We start from the raw sequence: 15,989 nt of genomic DNA, 5'->3' as shown, positions 1-15,989 counted from the left end.
AAAAATATTCATACTATTCCAAATTTTTATTGTATAGTGTAAAATTATATTAGACAAATTGTGAAAAATTAGGAGGGAATATGAAAAAGGAGACTAAAAACTTTTTAGGGGTTTTGGTTATAGTTTTACTTATTTGTTTAATTGTTACCGTAATTAATAATAAAGATGGTACAAATAGTAAGGAAGTGAAGATAGCTAAAAATTTTATAAGCGAATTATCTAAAGAAAAAATAATTCAGTCTGATTATAAAGACAATACAGATTTTAAAGTTACAATAAAAGATGATAAAGAGAATGACAAAAAGATATATGAATTAGACAATGAAACATTTATGGTGAAAATAAATGAAAATTATGAAGTGATTAATTTTGTAGATAAGATAAAATCATCAAACATTAAAAGTATATCAGAAGAAGACTCTATTAAAATAGCCCAAAAATACATAAAACAAATAGACGATTCAGATTATAAATTTCAAAAGGTTATAGAACAAACTAGAAAAGACTCTGTATCTTATTATTCTATAAGTTTTAAAAGATACGACGAGGGATATCCATACTTTTCCTCAGATGTTATTTTAAATATTGATAAAAGCAACGGAAAGCTTGAAGGTTACCTTAATAATTCTGATAAAACTAAACATGGAAAAATAAATATAAAAATATCAGAGGATACTGCAAAAGAAAAATGCGTAAAAGCTTTTAATAGTATGTTAAAAGATGGTAAGGTTAGCGACAAAGTTTACTTAGCATATGGAGAGAATAGAGAAAGTACAGAAAGTTTAGAACTTTGTTATATTGTAAATGTAAAAGGTAAATTAGATGGTGGTGAAGAGAAACAGTTCACATATTTTGTGTCTGCAAGTTCTGGTGAAATAATTAATAGTTTTAGCAATAGAGTAGAAGAGATTAAGAGTAAATAAAAAAGGATGCATAAGCATCCTTTTTTTAATCCCATTCAGTTGTGTTTTTAAGTCCTGGTATATTTGAAGCTTTGAAAATAGGATCTTTTATACCCATTTTCTTTTGCTGTCTGTAGTCATCTAATACTCTAAATGCAATATTACCAAGTAATGCAATTGCAATTAAGTTAACGATAGCCATTAAGCCCATGAATACATCAGCTAGGTTCCAAACAATTTGTAAGTTAGCGATAGCGCCTAAGAATACCATAACTACAACAAACGCTCTGTAGATGAATAGGTAAACTTTCTTTTCTGTTAAGAACTCTATGTTAGATTCTCCGTAGTAGTAGTTACCAACAATTGAACTGAAGGCAAATAATAATATACAAACTGCTATAAATGTGTTACCCCAAGATCCTACTTGCGCACTTAAAGCGTTTTGAGTTAATTGAATTCCTTCAAATGGAGAATTAAAGTAATCTACACCTGATAAAAGGATTATAAAAGCAGTACAACTACAAATTATAATAGTATCTGTAAATACGCCTAAAGTTTGTATTAAACCTTGTTTTACAGGGTGAGAAACTGTAGCTGTTGCAGCAGCGTTTGGCGCACTACCCATACCAGCTTCGTTTGAGAATAATCCTCTCTTAACACCGATTAAAACAGCACCACCTAAAGTACCACCTGCAAATTCTTTTATACCAAATGCATTTTCAAATATTAATGCAAATACTCTTGGCAATTCAGTTATATTCATTATAATTATGAAAAGTGCAACTAATATGTAAGCTATAGCCATTATTGGAACTAAAACTTCTGAAACTTTTGCAACCCTTTGAACTCCACCGAAAATTACGAATATAGTAACTAAAGTTAAAAGTACAGCTACTACTATTTTATCAACACCAAAAGCTGAATTAAAAGCACTTGCAATAGTGTTTGATTGAACTGAGTTAAATACTAGTCCAAATGATATTGTAATTAAGATTGAGAAGATTACACCCATCCATCTCTTTCCTAAAGCTTTTTCCATGTAGTAAGCAGGTCCACCTCTAAATGAACCATCAGGGTTCTTTTCTTTGTAAACTTGAGCTAAAGTTGACTCAACAAAGCTTGATGCTGCACCTATAAGTGCGATTAACCACATCCAAAAGATAGCACCAGGTCCACCTACTGATATTGCAATCGCAATACCTGCTAAGTTTCCAGTACCAACTCTTGAAGCTGTACTTATACAGAAAGCTTGGAATGAAGATATTGTCCCCTTTTCTTTTTTACCGCCAATACCATCACCTAATAATCTAAACATTTCTTTTATGTATCTAAACTGGACGAATTTAGTCTTCCATGTGAAATATACTCCTAGTACTAATAGCATTGCTATAAGTATATATGTCCATAAAAAGTCGTTAAATGATGTTATGATATTATTAATTATGTTCATAATTGCCTCCTCTAAAAAATTTATTATTTCAATAGTATCTAAACATATTTTATAACAAAAAAAGTAAAAATGCAAGAAAATACTACAAAAACTTCAAACGCATAAAAAAATATAGCATAATTAGTTAAAAATAAGGAAATAATAATTAGTTATGCAAGAAGTGATTTATGATTATTCATAAGGAAGAAAAATAAAACACTGCTACTATTATTGTAGCAGTGTTTTATGAAGAATTAATGTAAATTCAGTGAAAACTAATTAGCTTTTGGTGGGTTATTTGGAGTTTTTGGAGGAGTTACGTTTGTGCCTCCAGCTGTTGTTCCTCCAGTTGGTGGAGTAGTTTGGGGAGGCACGCCTCCATTATCTCCAGTTCCACCTGTAGAAGGAGGATTTGTATTATCTCCAGTTTCAGGTGGTTTTACATTTTCATTTGGCTTATTATCTTTGTTTTCATCTGGTTTTTGTTCATCTTTTGGTTTTTCAGGTTCAGCTGGTGCAGTTGTGTTATCCTGTGAAGTTGGAAGATAGAACTTGCTATCTAATGCTCCCATATAAGGATTTGGACAATTTATAAAAATCTTATTAGTAAGTAGCCCAGAAGGAGTATTAGGACCTGCAAGCATACCGTTTGCTGAGTTTACTTTTGCGCTTACGTGAGTTTCACAGTAGCTAGTAGGCTCAGTTCCAGCTATAAATAATTCGTTATAAACTCCCCTTGTGTATTCGCCACCTTGAGCATTTTTACAAAGGTCTGTAGCTAGTTCACCAGATACGCTACAGATAGGAACTTCAACTATACCAGAAGGTCTTTTTATATCTGTAGTACTTAAGCCTTCGTTAGCGTAGCTCATAATTTTTCCCCAAATGCTAGCAGCAGTTGAACTGTTTCTTCCAGAAGGAAGCATTTTGTTATCATCTCTACCAAACCAAACAGCTCCGCTATAGTGAGGAGTAAGTCCTGCAAACCATAAATCTTTACTGTCTGTAGTAGTACCAGTTTTACCAGCTACAGGCATTGAACCAAACTTAGCTCCACCTGCGTTGTAGCTTATAGGACCTTTCATCATATCGTAAACTATATAAGCTGCTTGAGGTGAAAGGATTTGTTTAGATTCTTTTTTAGATTCTAAAATTACTTTACCAGAAGCATCTTTAACTGTAGTGTATAATCTAGGTTTTACGTATTTACCGTCATTTCCAAAAGTACCTAAAGCAGCAGCCATAATATAAGGGTTACCACCGTCTATATCGTTAGGGTCATTATTAAACTGACCTAAGGCAGTTGCTGACATTGTATTTTTTGATTCTTTATTAAATTTAAGTCCGAACTCTTCACCATAAGAAGTACCAGTTTCAGGGCCTACTTTAAGTTCTGTCAAGTAAGCACCAACGTTACTTGAATACTTAAGTGAGTCACGAAGTGGGATAAGACCTTTAAATTGGTCTGGTGAGTTCTTAGGACTAAAATGGTAAACAGATTTTGGAATAGGAGCATCGTAAATTGTGCTACCTGCTGTCATAACCTTAGTATCGATAGCAGGACCGTATACTGTAAGAGGTTTTACAGCAGAACCTACAGGGTTTAAAGCAGTATAAGCTCTATTTAGTGATTGAGCTCCTTGCTCGCCTCTACCTCCAACCATTGCTACAACTTCACCTGTTTTGTAATCAATAACAGTTGCAGCAGCTTGAACTAAAGGTGTTCCATCTTTATCAACTTGATCGTAACCTGCTAAATTAAAGTTTGAATAATTATTAAGAACTTGTTGAGTATGTTCTTGTAAATCTTTATCCATAGTAGAGTGGATAACTAAACCACCAGTTGAGATTAAAGAATTAATTTCTTCATCGCTATATTTGTATTTAGCTTTTAAATCAGTTTTAACTTGATCTAAAGTTGCATATAAGAAATCTTCGTGAGGCAACTTATATGTTTTTTTAGATGATTTAAATTTTAGTTTTCCATTATCTAAATCTTTTATTGCTTTATCGTATTCTTCTTTTGAAATAAAGCCAAGTTCATTCATTTTAAATAAAACAGTTTTAGTTCTGTTTATATATCTTGAAGGATCTTTTTTTGCAGCTTCAGTAAAAGGACTGTAAGCTGTAGGTGCTTGAGTTATACCTGCTAAAAAAGCACTTTGTATAAGATTTAAATCTTTTGCTGGTTTATCAAAATACATTTCAGCACCAGCACCAGCACCGTAAGCTACACCACCTACAGGGTATGAGTTAAGGTATGCTGTTAAAATTTGATCTTTAGTAAGTGATTTTTCAAGTTCTAAAGAAAGGTACATCTCTTTGACTTTTCTTTCAATTGATTGTTCGTTAGTTAAAAGTGTATTTTTAACTAATTGTTGAGTAAGAGTAGAACCTCCTTGAAGTCCACCCTTTCCAGTTAGTTTGTATACTACACTGTGAAGAGTTGCACCTAGAAGTCTTTTAGGGTCAACGCCGTGGTGGTCGTAAAACCTTTCATCTTCAATTGCAACTATTGCATTTTTTAAATTTTTTGGAATTTGATCTGATTTTAAAGGTGTTCTGTCCTCTTTGCTGTTAAGTTGAGTCCAGTATTTATCGTTTCTATAAGTAAATTTAGCTGTTTGTTCGTTTGAAAGAACTTTATTTACATCTACAGGTGGAGTGTTTTTGATTATTGCAATTACAAAACCTAAACCTACAACTATAGAAGCTAAAAATAAGAAAAGAGCCGATAAACCTATCCATTTAAAAACTTTCTTTTTTCCTTTTTTAGTTTTTTTGCCTTTAGTAGAAGTATTACCTTTAACTGAAGGCGGCTTTTTTGTATTATTCATAGACTTTTCCTTTGCTTTCATTGAATTATCTTGAGGTAGTTTAGTGGAAATATCTTTTGTACTTTCAGAAAGTGTATTTTTAGTTTCTGCTATATTTTTCTTTTTTGCAGAACTTTTTACGACCTTTGAAGTATTATTTGGAAGTTTAGTAGGAGAGTCCTTTTTAGTAAATTTAATTTGCTTTGATTGGGTATTTTTTTTAGATGCTTCATTTAAAGGACTTTTTTTAGTACCTTTAGTATTTTTATTTTTTGAGGTACTATTTTTTAAAGCTTGGCTTTTGCTAGATTTCCTACTACTTTTTCCCTTAGAGTTTTTCCTACCTGCCATCTTTCCCTCCCAATTAAATTTAAAATTAATAAATATAATTATTCATTATAGCATAATTATAATATGACTAGAATAATAACTCAATATAAAGGTGAAATATGGATTACTACACAAGACCTAAACGAAAAAATAAAAAATATAAAAAGATTATACTATTAAGTATCGCCATATTTATTATTTTTAACTTAATAATACTAGTTTTTGATAAAAAAGTTATGCCGTCAGTTCTAGCTATATCAGAGACTACTATGAGAAATGAAACTATAAAAATAATAAATGAAACTACTCTTGAAGTATTTAATGAGGAGTTTGGTGATAATGGTATAGTAGAGATCTCAAAAGACTCTAAAGGAAATATTTCTTTAATTCAAGCAGATACATTAAAAATGAATAAATTAAGTGCTGAAATCGCAACTAGATGTAATAAAAAGTTTGAAGAATTAGGTGAAAATGGGATAGAAGTTCCTTTAGGCTGGATGACAGATAACAGCGTATACTATAATTTAGGCCCGATGATAACTATTCAAATGGAGCCACTTGGAAACATAGAAACATCCTACGAAAGCGCCTTTGAAGGAGCTGGGATAAATCAGACAAGGCATAAGATTTATTTAAAGGTAAAAGCTAGAATAAAGATAATTATTCCAATGTATAGTGAAGAGATAGAAGTACAAGCCGAAGTACCGCTTTCAGAAGTTATAATAGTCGGGAATATTCCTGATACTGCAATAGATTTTGGTGGTGGAATAAAAACAACTGCAAAATAAAATGAGATGTTTATTTAAACATCTCATTTTTAAATTACTATTTAGTTTCCCAGTTAAATACGTAAGGAATATTTCTGTAGTGATCTCCGTAATTTAATCCGTATCCTACAACAAATAAATCTTCTATTTCAAAACAACAATAGTCTGGTGTTAAATCTACTTTTCTTCTTGAAGGCTTATCTAAAAGAACACAAGTCTTAACAGAAGCTGCACCTAATTTTTTTACGTGGTTTACTACGTATTCCATAGTGTATCCAGTATCTACGATATCATCTACTATTAATACATCATATCCTTCTATGTTATCTGGAATATCATTTACAACTTGAACGTTACCTGTACTAGTTTCGCTGTGTCCGTAGCTTGAAGTAGTCATAAATCCTATTTTTGCTTTAGTATCTATGCTTCTAACTAAGTCAGCTGCATAAATAAAGCTTCCTCTTAATAATGAAAGAACATAAAGATTTTTATCTTTATAATCTTCTGTTATAACTTTTCCTAGTTCGTCAATTCTGTTTTGTATTTGTTCTTTTGAAAAAAGAATATTACGCTTATTATTTTCCATTTAAATTCCCTCCAAGTAATATTATGTATAAGTATTATGTATTAAATTTGTCTAAAGATTAATAATATAAAAATACTGTAAATTAAGACAAAAATCAAGTCTTATATTTTCTGGGAATGTTTACTTTTAAACTTTAATAGAGTAGAATTAAAGGCATTCAGAATAGTTTTTTATTAATCGAGGTGATATTAATGATACATGGAAATATAGAAGGTGTTAAAAATTCAGTTTTAAGTGAACTTGAAGATTTATATAAAGTAAAGGTCCTTAAAGACGAAGTTTGCTCAGATGGAATTATAGACACCATTTCAAGATTATCTAGTCAAATTGAAAGGGAAATAAGTGTAGCTATTGATAGAAAAGGTAAGGTTCAATCTGTAGCTATAGGTGACTCTACTTCAGTAGAATTACCACTTTTAGATATAAATGAAAAGAGACTTTCAGGAGTTCGTGTGATTCACACTCACCCAAACGGATTTAGTAATCTTTCAGCACTAGATTTAACAGCGCTTTTAAAATTAAAACTTGATGCTATAGTTGCAATAGGAGTAAGAAATGGAGAAGCTTTCGATTTTTCTTTTGCTAATTTAACAGTATATAATGATAAATTAGTTTTTGATGAAATGAATAACATAAGCTTTAACGAATTATTTTCTATAAATATATTAGATAGAGTAAGACACGCAGAAAGTCTTATTAAAGAAAATGAAGTAGAAGAAGACTTAGGAGAAAAAGCAATACTTGTAGGGTCTGATACTAGAGAGAGTTTAGAAGAGCTTAAAGAACTTACAAAAGCTTGTGATATTCCTGTTATAGATTCAGTTTTCCAAGGTAGAAGCAAAATAGACCCCGCTTTTTATATAGGAAGAGGAAAGGTTTTAGAGATAGCACACCTTAGACAAACAGAAAGAGCTAACGTAATTATTTTTGATGACGAACTTTCAGGTTCACAAGTGAGAAATTTAGAAAATGCAATAGGTGCTAAAGTTATAGATAGAACTACTTTAATCCTTGAAATCTTTGCAAGAAGAGCAAAAAGCAAAGAAGCTAAGATTCAAGTAGAACTTGCACAACTTAAATATAGAATGAGTAGACTTACAGGTCTTGGAACTGTACTTTCAAGAACTGGAGGCGGTATAGGAACTAAAGGTCCTGGAGAGAAAAAATTAGAAACAGATAGAAGACATATAAGAGAAACTATATATGACCTTAATCAAGAACTTAAAAAGGTTAGAAAAAATAGAGAAATTCAAAGAGAAAAAAGAAACAAAGAAAGTATTCCTAAAGTTTCTTTAGTAGGTTACACAAACGCTGGTAAATCAACTTTAAGAAATACTTTATGCAGTATTGCAGCTGCAAAAGATAACAGAACTAAAGAAGATGTATTTGAAGCTGATATGCTTTTTGCAACTTTAGATATCACAACTAGAGCTATTATCCTTAAAAACAAAGGGCTTATAACGTTAACTGACACTGTTGGATTTGTTAGAAAATTACCTCACGATTTAGTTGAAGCTTTTAAATCAACTCTAGAAGAAGTAATTTATGCAGATTTACTTTGTCACGTAGTTGATGCATCAAGTGATGATGCTTTAGAACAAATTAAAGCAGTTGAAGAGGTTTTAGCGGAACTTGGAGCTATAGATAAAGAAACTATTTTAGCTTTAAATAAAATAGATAAAGTAGATAAAGAAAAGTTAGAAGAATTAAAATCAAAGATCTCATATTATGATGACATAATAGAAATTTCAGCTAAAGAAGAAATTAATATCGACGGCTTACTAAACGAAATCGAAGAAAAACTACCTTATAGCCTTAAAAAGTGTGAATACATCATTCCTTACGAAAGAGGAGATGTGGTGTCTTTACTTCACAGAAGTGGAAGAGTTTTAGAAGAAGAATACGTTGAAGCTGGAACTAAATTAACTGTTGAAGTAGACGATGAAGTTTACAATAAAACTAAGGAATATATAATAAATATATTAAACTAGAATATAAATAAAAGTAGAAAGTATTCTAGGAGGTGGGAGTTTGAGTGATACTACGAACATTGGAAATGTGTCTAATCCTATAAATGATGCAAATCTTTATAATGCGCAGCAAGAATTAAATGCAATCAATAACGGTAGTGATGTAGTTGATGTAAATCTCCCATCTCAAAAGGCAAACACCTTTAGTGAAGCAGAGCAGCTTTTAGCTAAGTTAAATGCCGATGTCTTAGAACTAGATACTATAAAAGCTGGGCTTAGCAGTTTTAACATAAATCAAGACGAGAAATTCTTTTATGAAAGAAAAGTTAAGCCTTTAGTTGATATGATTTATTTTATGGCTTTTGCATCAAACAGTATAGCAACCTCAGCTGATAATATGCAAAAGAATACATACGGTAAAAAAAGAGAAATTAGGCATGCATTAGACCTTAGTCACAATATGAATAGTGAAATAGAGTGCCTTTTTAAAACTCTAAGAAAAAGGGCTGAGATCTTTAGAAAAGGAATTGAAGAATCTATAGCACTAGGAGAAACTATTCACGGAACAATTGAAAGTGAAGATATAGAAGATTGTGGCTCTAAAACCCCTTGAATTTTCAAGGGGTTATTTTTAAATTGTGAATATTTTGTTATAATGAACTAAAAGAAAGGCGGCGTGAAAAATTTGAAAGAAGTTATAGTTAATTACCAAACTGCATTTAATAAAATTTTAAGTGACCTATCTTCAAATGAAAATGTTATTTCTGTGTTTGCTTTTGGAAGCATAGTAACAGGTGATATTTGGGAAGGTTCTGATATTGATTTATTTGTTGTATACAAAAATGAATTTGGAAAAGTTAAGCATTTACATTCGGAAGTTTTTGATATAGCTGTACATATGAAAGTTTTAAGTAAAGATAGCTTCTTATATTCATATCTAAACGAAGGAAAAAATAGCATAGCTTCAAAAATCTTAAAAAAATCAAAATTAGTTTTATCAAGAGACAACGAAATAAAAGATGTCTATAACAAATCTAAGTACATATTCGATGATAGAAACGAAGAAGATAATATGGTTTATTTAGGAGTTTTATTAAAAGAAATAGGAGTCTGCAAAAAGTATTTAAGCAATGAAGGTATTTGCACAGCTTTCGAAGTTCTTATAAAAGCTTTAAATAATTATGCAAAGCTTTATTTAAGTGTTAATGGTTATAGAGAAACTAAAGATGCTATAAGCATGGTTATGAATTTAGATAAGGTTTTTGAAAAATGTATATTACTTCTTATAGAAAATGAGATAACAGCAAAGGAAATAGAAAAGGTAATAAGGTATTTAGAGTACTATATTAACGATAATATATTAACTATTGCAGGACCTATTATTAAAGAAATTAGAGAGTCAAAAGAGCCTATGAGCACATCTGAAATTCAAGATGCATTATATCCTTTTGGTGAAAAAATTAAAATGCAATTTATATTAAAAGAACTTAGTGAACTTGGAATCATAAATAAAGAATTCAGGGAAACTAAAGATTCATCTGGAAGCGTAATAATAAGTGAAGTAGTCTACAGCTGTAGATAGGAATTATATGATAGAAGAAATTATAAAAGTTCAATTTAAAGAAGATACACCAAAATATAAATGCATTGGACTAAGGATAAAAGAACTTATAGATAAAAATATTATAAAAGATGGTGAAAAACTACCATCTATAAGAGATCTTAAAGAAGCTTTAAATGTAAATAAAGTTACTATTATTAATGCTTATAATTATTTATTAAACAAAGGATATGCCACTTCTAAAATGGGAAGTGGCACCTTTGCAAAAAGAAGTGACGGGCTTACTAAATTTAGAAATATTTATAGCAGAGGTTTTAAGGTTTTAAATGAAGGCTTTATAGATTTTACAGGAGAAACTACAAACGAAGTTTTATTTCCTATAAAGGATTTTAAAAATATCATAAACAAAGTTTTAGATAGGGACGGGGAAGAGGTGCTGTTAACCCAAGATACATTAGGCTACGAGCCACTTAGAAAGACTATAAATAATGTGTTTTGGGATAATACTTTAAATACAGAAGATATATTAATAGTATCAGGTGCACAACAAGGAATAGATATAGCCTCAAAATCTTTATTAACTGTAAATGACAACGTTGTTGTAGAAAAGCCAACTTACGGGGGCGCTCTTTCTGTTTTTAAGTGGAAGAGAGCTAATATTTTTGAAGTTCCTATAGATGAAGACGGTATAGATATAGAAAAATTCGAAAGAATACTTAAAAAGAATAAAATAAGTTTATTTTATACTATGAGTTATTTTCAAAATCCTACAGGTGTTTCTTATAGTTTAGAAAAAAAGAAAAAGATATTAGATTTAGCAAGTAAATATGATTTTTACATTATAGAAGATGATTATCTTTCAGAACTTATCTACGAAGAGAGTTTAGAGTATATTCCTTTTAAGTATTTAGATAGAGAAGATAGAGTTATTTACATTAAGAGTTTTTCTAAGATATTCTTACCAGGAGTTAGACTAGGTTATATAATTCCTCCAAAGGTTTATCACGATAACTTCTTTAAAGCAAAGTTTAATACTGATATTTCAACTGCTAGTTTAATGCAAAGAGCGCTAGAATATTATATTGCAAACTGCAATTGGAGAGGAAATATTCACAATCTTTCAGTAGAATATAAAAAAAGATATAATCTTATGGGAAAACTTATAAAAGAAGAGTTAAAAGAATATGTAGATTTTAAGATGCCAAGCGGGGGATTAAATTTTTATCTAAGACTAAAAAATGATAAAATGTCTTCAAGAGAGTTATACTTTAAACTTAGAAAAAGAAACGTATTTATAACTCCTGGAGTATTATTTTTTAGAGATGCAGATGAAGGAGACTTAGCTTTTAGGATAGGGTTTTCTCAAACTGACGAAGAGAAAATTCTTAAAGGACTTAAAATCATCAAGGAGGAATTAGATAAATGGCATATATAACTATTAGAGATAGAGGGGAAGACAGCTTTGAGGAAAAGAAATCAGAGTTTATAGGATATGCTAAAAGGGTAGAAACAGAAGAAGAAGCAAAAGAATTCTTAAACGAAATAAAGAGTATGCACAAGCAAGCTAGACATAACTGCTGGGCTTACGTTATAGGAGAAAATTACGGAATTCAAAGATATTCAGACGATGGAGAGCCTCAAGGAACAGCGGGTATCCCTATTTTAGAAGTTATGAAGAAGCAAGGGATAACTGATTGCTGCGTAGTAGTAACTAGATACTTCGGTGGGATTTTACTTGGTGCTGGAGGTTTAACTAGAGCCTACACAAAGGGCGCAAGTATAGCTGTTAAGGCTGGGGGAATAGTTGAAAAAGTTAAAGGAAGTAAGGTTTCTATAAGTATAGATTATGATTTTATAGGAAAGATACAATACCTTTGTGGTCAAAATAATTGGCATATAGAAGATTCAGAATACACAGACAAAGTAGTAGTTCATATATTTGCTGAAAATTCTATAATAGAAACTATAGAAAAAGAAGTTACAGAATCTACAAACGGTAAAGCAACTATAGAAAAATCAGAAGAGGGAATCTACTTTAAAGAAGAAAATAGGTTGTATAAAGCTATCTAAATTGTAAAGAAACTATAAATACAAGCTAATTTCTTGAAGAGGAATTAATTAATATGATATAATTTTTAAAGATTTATAGAATTTTTAATAATTTATTTAAATAGATAACATGAGGAGGAATTAAGATGTCAGGACATTCAAAATGGCATAACATCCAAGCCAAAAAAGGTAAAATGGATGCAAAAAGAGGAAAAGTATTTACTAAAATCGGAAAAGAACTAATGGTTGCGGTTAAAGAAGGCGGTCCGAGTCCTGATTCTAACGCTAAATTAAGAGATATAGTGGCAAAAGCGAAAGCTGCAAACATGCCAAATGATACTATATTAAGATCAATTAAAAAAGCATCAGGAGAGATGGGTTCAGTAAACTACGAAAAGAACGTATACGAAGGATACGGACCATCAGGAGTTGCAGTTATAGTTGAAACTCTTACAGATAACAAAAACAGAACTGCAGGTAACGTAAGAAGCGCCTTCACTAAAGGTGGCGGAAATATGGGAACTACAGGTTGCGTTGGATTTATGTTCCAAGAAAAAGGTGAAATCGTTATAGAAAAAGGCGATTTAGACGAAGAAGAAATAATGATGATGGCTTTAGAAGCTGGAGCAGAAGACTTCCAAGCTGAAGACGAAGTATTCGTTATATACACAGAGCCAGCAGCTTTCGGTGAAGTTAGAGAAGCTTTAGAAGGAAACGGTTTAGAATTCTTAGATGCAGGAGTTAAAATGATTCCAGACACAACTTCAGAAATAAATGAAGATGATGCTAAGAAATTCCAAAAGATGTTAGACTTACTTGAAGACGACGATGACGTTCAAGAAGTTTACCACAATGCTGAATTCCCAGAAGGTTGGGAAGGGTAGTGCTGTTAGGTTAGTTATACCAACGGTAATGGAGAATTTTATTTGAATTAAAATATAAAATTTACTACGGTATACATCAATTATGGTTTTTATAATGGTGTATACATTATATTGAAAGGCTATTTTCTATCATCAAAGATAGGAGATAGCCTTTTTTATGTGAAGGAAATTATAAAAATTTTAAAGGCTGAAAGTTAGTTAATATGTAGTTTTTGACCTTTAAATATGTTAAATTGATTTATTATAAAATAAAGGTTTAACACACCAAAAAAGTAAAATAATATTTAGTAGTAAAAATGCTATTATAAGCCATAATTTGAAAGGTAGTTGTATGAAGTGTTAAAAGTAATTAGCCATGAAGAGATAAAAAGAGAAGATATTAAATTTGATATATATACACCAATAAATATAGAGTTTGGATTATGGAATATCTGGGAGGAACCAACTTTATATTGGAGAACAGGCGACTTTAATCAATCATTAATTGAAATTGGATTTGGAAAATATAAGAAAGATATACGTTCTATCACATTAACAATATGTAAAAATATATATGAAGTAGAAAATTATTTTGGAGATAATATTTCTGTTTTTAAAGGGAGTCCAATTTTAGAATTAGAAAATATTAATGATGAGGTATATACAGATGAAAAGGGAAGATTAAAAGTATACATAGAAAATGAAAGTGTGAGTATAGTATTTTCAGAAAATAAAATTAGAGATTGCCTGCAAAATAATAATGTGTATTTCTATTTAGATAATAATAAGTCACTTATAGGACTAAAAATCAATAATATTAGCAAAGAGAATAAAACTATATTAAAGGAATCTTTAATATAGTTTATAGTAAATTAGATAAAATAGAAGGGTAACTCAGATTAACTACAAAAATATAAAATATAATAAAAGGTTAATGTTTCATAATGGAAAGCATTAACTTTTTTTTATTTGCATTGATAAAGTAATATAATCTAAATATTGGATTTTTTAGCAATAAATTTATCTATACATATAATATAACTTGAGGCTTTAGAATAAATATTCAAGTATTGAATCTGTTAGGGGTAAAAATGAGGTTAGTTAGTTTAATCTTAGTTTTTATACAGACGTTTATAGGTTATAATACAAAAGAAGTAAAAATAGATAAGCTAATAAATTTAAACTATAGTAATGTTATAGATAGGTTTAATCACTATGAGTATAAAAAAATGAGTGAATATGATATTTTATTTACAGAGGATGTAGTAGAAGCGTATGTGAAAAATGGAAATACAGATTATTGGGATTTTGATGTAATAGGTTTATGTAGTTATAAAGAAAAGATTATTTATATTGATACTAATTCTGTAGATAACAAAACTAGTGACATTATGTTACATGAGTTTGGTCACGGGTTAGATTACAGTTTCGAAAAAGATAAGTATATCTTTTCAAGTCATAATGAATTTAAAAAATATATTAAAAAGTATAAAGATATAATATTTCAAGAGGACAATGGATATAAAAAAGATAGCTGGTATGCTAATTATTTCAAAGAGGATCCTATAGAATTTTTTGTAGAAACGTATATGTTATATAAAAATGAAAAACTATTATCTATAGACTATGATGCGTATTATGAGTTTGAGAAAATTATTTATTTAGTTTTAATATATAATAATCTATAAATAAGAGATTAAGGAATAAACATAGTTAAGGAGAGGTTAAAGTGGGAGTAAATTTAAGAAAAGTTAAAATAGGTGATGAAAAAACATTAGCATTCATCCAAACAGAATCTTGGAAGTATGCTTTTAAAGATATTATATCTAAAGAAGATTTAGAGGAATGCACTAATATAGATAAGGCTATAGAAATGTATAAGTCTTTATTAGAAAAAGAAATAGGAAATGGATATATTTTATTTGTTGATGATAAAGCTCATTTGATGGCGTATTTCGATGAGGCTCGTGATACTGAAGCAGAAGGCTTTGCAGAACTTATTTGTATTCATAGTTTAAGGGAAAACTTAGGAAAAGGATACGGAAAAGTTATGATGAATCACATTTTAGCTGAGGCAAAGAATCAAGGATATAGTAAAATTTATCTTTGGGTTTTTGAAGAAAATAAGAGAGCTAGAAGATTTTATGAAAGTTTTGATTTTAAAGAAACGGATAATAAAAAAGAGTTTTTAACTGCTACTGAAGTAATGTATCTAAAAGAATTATAAATATTAAAAAAATATAGCTATTCTAAAAAGATTAAGGTTTAAATATATTAATTATAAAAGAAGAGAGTAATTTATAATTATATGGAGGAAAAATGGACGTTTATTGGATAGCTATCGGAGTTGCTTTAGGGATATTTGCTATGGTTAGTAGTGATTTAAAAAGGTTGTCTGAAGAGGTAAAAAGAACGAACTATATACTAGAAAGAATATCTTTAAAAGATAATATCAAAGAAGAAATAAAAAGCGAGATAGATAAAGAAGTTAAAGATTTATTAGATAAAGGCAAAAAATATAAAGCAATTAATAGATATAGAATTCTTTCAGGGAAAGATTATAAAGAAGCTAAAGATTATATAGATAATTTTAATTTAGAAATATAAAATAAGGTTTTAATTAAAGATGCTAATATGCGAATTGTATATTAGCATTTTTGATTTAAGGATATAAATTTAAAATATGGTATAATATACTAAATGGAATTTACAAAAG

The 15,989-nt window shown here is 29.7% G+C and carries 15 protein-coding genes; 12 read left to right on the top strand and 3 right to left on the bottom strand.

The window, feature by feature from the left end:
• Positions 1–80: 80 nt before the first annotated feature.
• Positions 81–923: a PepSY domain-containing protein gene (locus INR60_RS06970; protein WP_194190753.1), complete on the top strand. Its 843-nt coding sequence runs from the start codon at positions 81–83 to the stop codon at positions 921–923.
• A 25-nt stretch (positions 924–948) separates the two neighbouring features.
• Here the strand turns inward: INR60_RS06970 and INR60_RS06965 are convergent, their stop codons facing one another.
• Together INR60_RS06965 and INR60_RS06960 are read right to left on the bottom strand one after the other, a co-directional pair.
• Positions 949–2,352, bottom strand: coding sequence for an alanine/glycine:cation symporter family protein (locus tag INR60_RS06965; protein ID WP_194190752.1), 1,404 nt, complete (start codon positions 2,350–2,352; stop codon positions 949–951).
• 254 nt (positions 2,353–2,606) lie between these two features.
• Positions 2,607–5,498, bottom strand: coding sequence for a transglycosylase domain-containing protein (locus tag INR60_RS06960; RefSeq protein ID WP_194190751.1), 2,892 nt, complete (start codon positions 5,496–5,498; stop codon positions 2,607–2,609).
• A 98-nt stretch (positions 5,499–5,596) separates the two neighbouring features.
• On the opposite strand from INR60_RS06960, the gene yunB reads away from it, so the two are divergent.
• Entirely contained in the window at positions 5,597–6,265 is a 669-nt protein-coding gene (gene yunB, locus INR60_RS06955) for a sporulation protein YunB (RefSeq protein ID WP_194190750.1), read from the top strand.
• A 37-nt stretch (positions 6,266–6,302) separates the two neighbouring features.
• Here yunB and hpt read toward each other — a convergent pair whose 3' ends face one another.
• Entirely contained in the window at positions 6,303–6,830 is a 528-nt protein-coding gene (gene hpt / locus INR60_RS06950) for a hypoxanthine phosphoribosyltransferase (RefSeq protein ID WP_194190749.1), read from the bottom strand.
• Positions 6,831–7,021: 191 nt separating this feature from the next.
• Between hpt and hflX the strand changes: the two genes are divergently transcribed.
• The 10 genes from hflX (at position 7,022) to INR60_RS06900 (ending at position 15,880) form a co-directional block, all read left to right on the top strand.
• Positions 7,022–8,821 carry a GTPase HflX gene (gene hflX / locus INR60_RS06945; protein ID WP_194190748.1) on the top strand — a complete coding sequence of 600 codons (1,800 nt, stop codon included), beginning with the start codon at positions 7,022–7,024 and terminating at the stop codon, positions 8,819–8,821.
• A 40-nt stretch (positions 8,822–8,861) separates the two neighbouring features.
• Entirely contained in the window at positions 8,862–9,413 is a 552-nt protein-coding gene (locus INR60_RS06940) for a hypothetical protein (RefSeq protein ID WP_194190747.1), read from the top strand.
• 72 nt (positions 9,414–9,485) lie between these two features.
• On the top strand, positions 9,486–10,382 hold the full coding sequence (locus INR60_RS06935) for a nucleotidyltransferase domain-containing protein (RefSeq protein ID WP_194190746.1): 897 nt from the start codon (positions 9,486–9,488) through the stop codon (positions 10,380–10,382).
• A gap of 7 nt (positions 10,383–10,389) precedes the next feature.
• Positions 10,390–11,796 carry an aminotransferase-like domain-containing protein gene (locus INR60_RS06930; RefSeq protein ID WP_194190745.1) on the top strand — a complete coding sequence of 469 codons (1,407 nt, stop codon included), beginning with the start codon at positions 10,390–10,392 and terminating at the stop codon, positions 11,794–11,796.
• Complete coding sequence (locus tag INR60_RS06925) at positions 11,784–12,431, top strand: YigZ family protein (RefSeq protein ID WP_194190744.1); 648 nt, start codon at positions 11,784–11,786, stop codon at positions 12,429–12,431. Before INR60_RS06930 ends, INR60_RS06925 begins: the two co-directional genes overlap by 13 nt.
• A gap of 125 nt (positions 12,432–12,556) precedes the next feature.
• A complete protein-coding gene (locus INR60_RS06920; protein ID WP_194190743.1) occupies positions 12,557–13,294 on the top strand; it encodes a YebC/PmpR family DNA-binding transcriptional regulator in 738 nt (245 codons plus the stop codon).
• Positions 13,295–13,630: 336 nt separating this feature from the next.
• Entirely contained in the window at positions 13,631–14,134 is a 504-nt protein-coding gene (locus INR60_RS06915) for a hypothetical protein (protein WP_194190742.1), read from the top strand.
• Between the two features lie 230 nt (positions 14,135–14,364).
• On the top strand, positions 14,365–14,961 hold the full coding sequence (locus INR60_RS06910) for a hypothetical protein (RefSeq protein WP_194190741.1): 597 nt from the start codon (positions 14,365–14,367) through the stop codon (positions 14,959–14,961).
• Positions 14,962–15,002: 41 nt separating this feature from the next.
• Positions 15,003–15,500, top strand: a complete 498-nt coding sequence (locus INR60_RS06905; RefSeq protein ID WP_194190740.1) for a GNAT family N-acetyltransferase — start codon at positions 15,003–15,005, stop codon at positions 15,498–15,500.
• 92 nt (positions 15,501–15,592) lie between these two features.
• Complete coding sequence (locus INR60_RS06900) at positions 15,593–15,880, top strand: hypothetical protein (RefSeq protein WP_194190739.1); 288 nt, start codon at positions 15,593–15,595, stop codon at positions 15,878–15,880.
• The last annotated feature ends 109 nt before the right edge of the window (positions 15,881–15,989 follow it).

Origin of the sequence: Clostridium chrysemydis, assembly GCF_015234215.1 — a bacterium.
Lineage (GTDB): Bacteria > Bacillota > Clostridia > Clostridiales > Clostridiaceae > Clostridium > Clostridium chrysemydis.
This window is presented reverse-complemented; position numbering and strand designations above follow the sequence as displayed.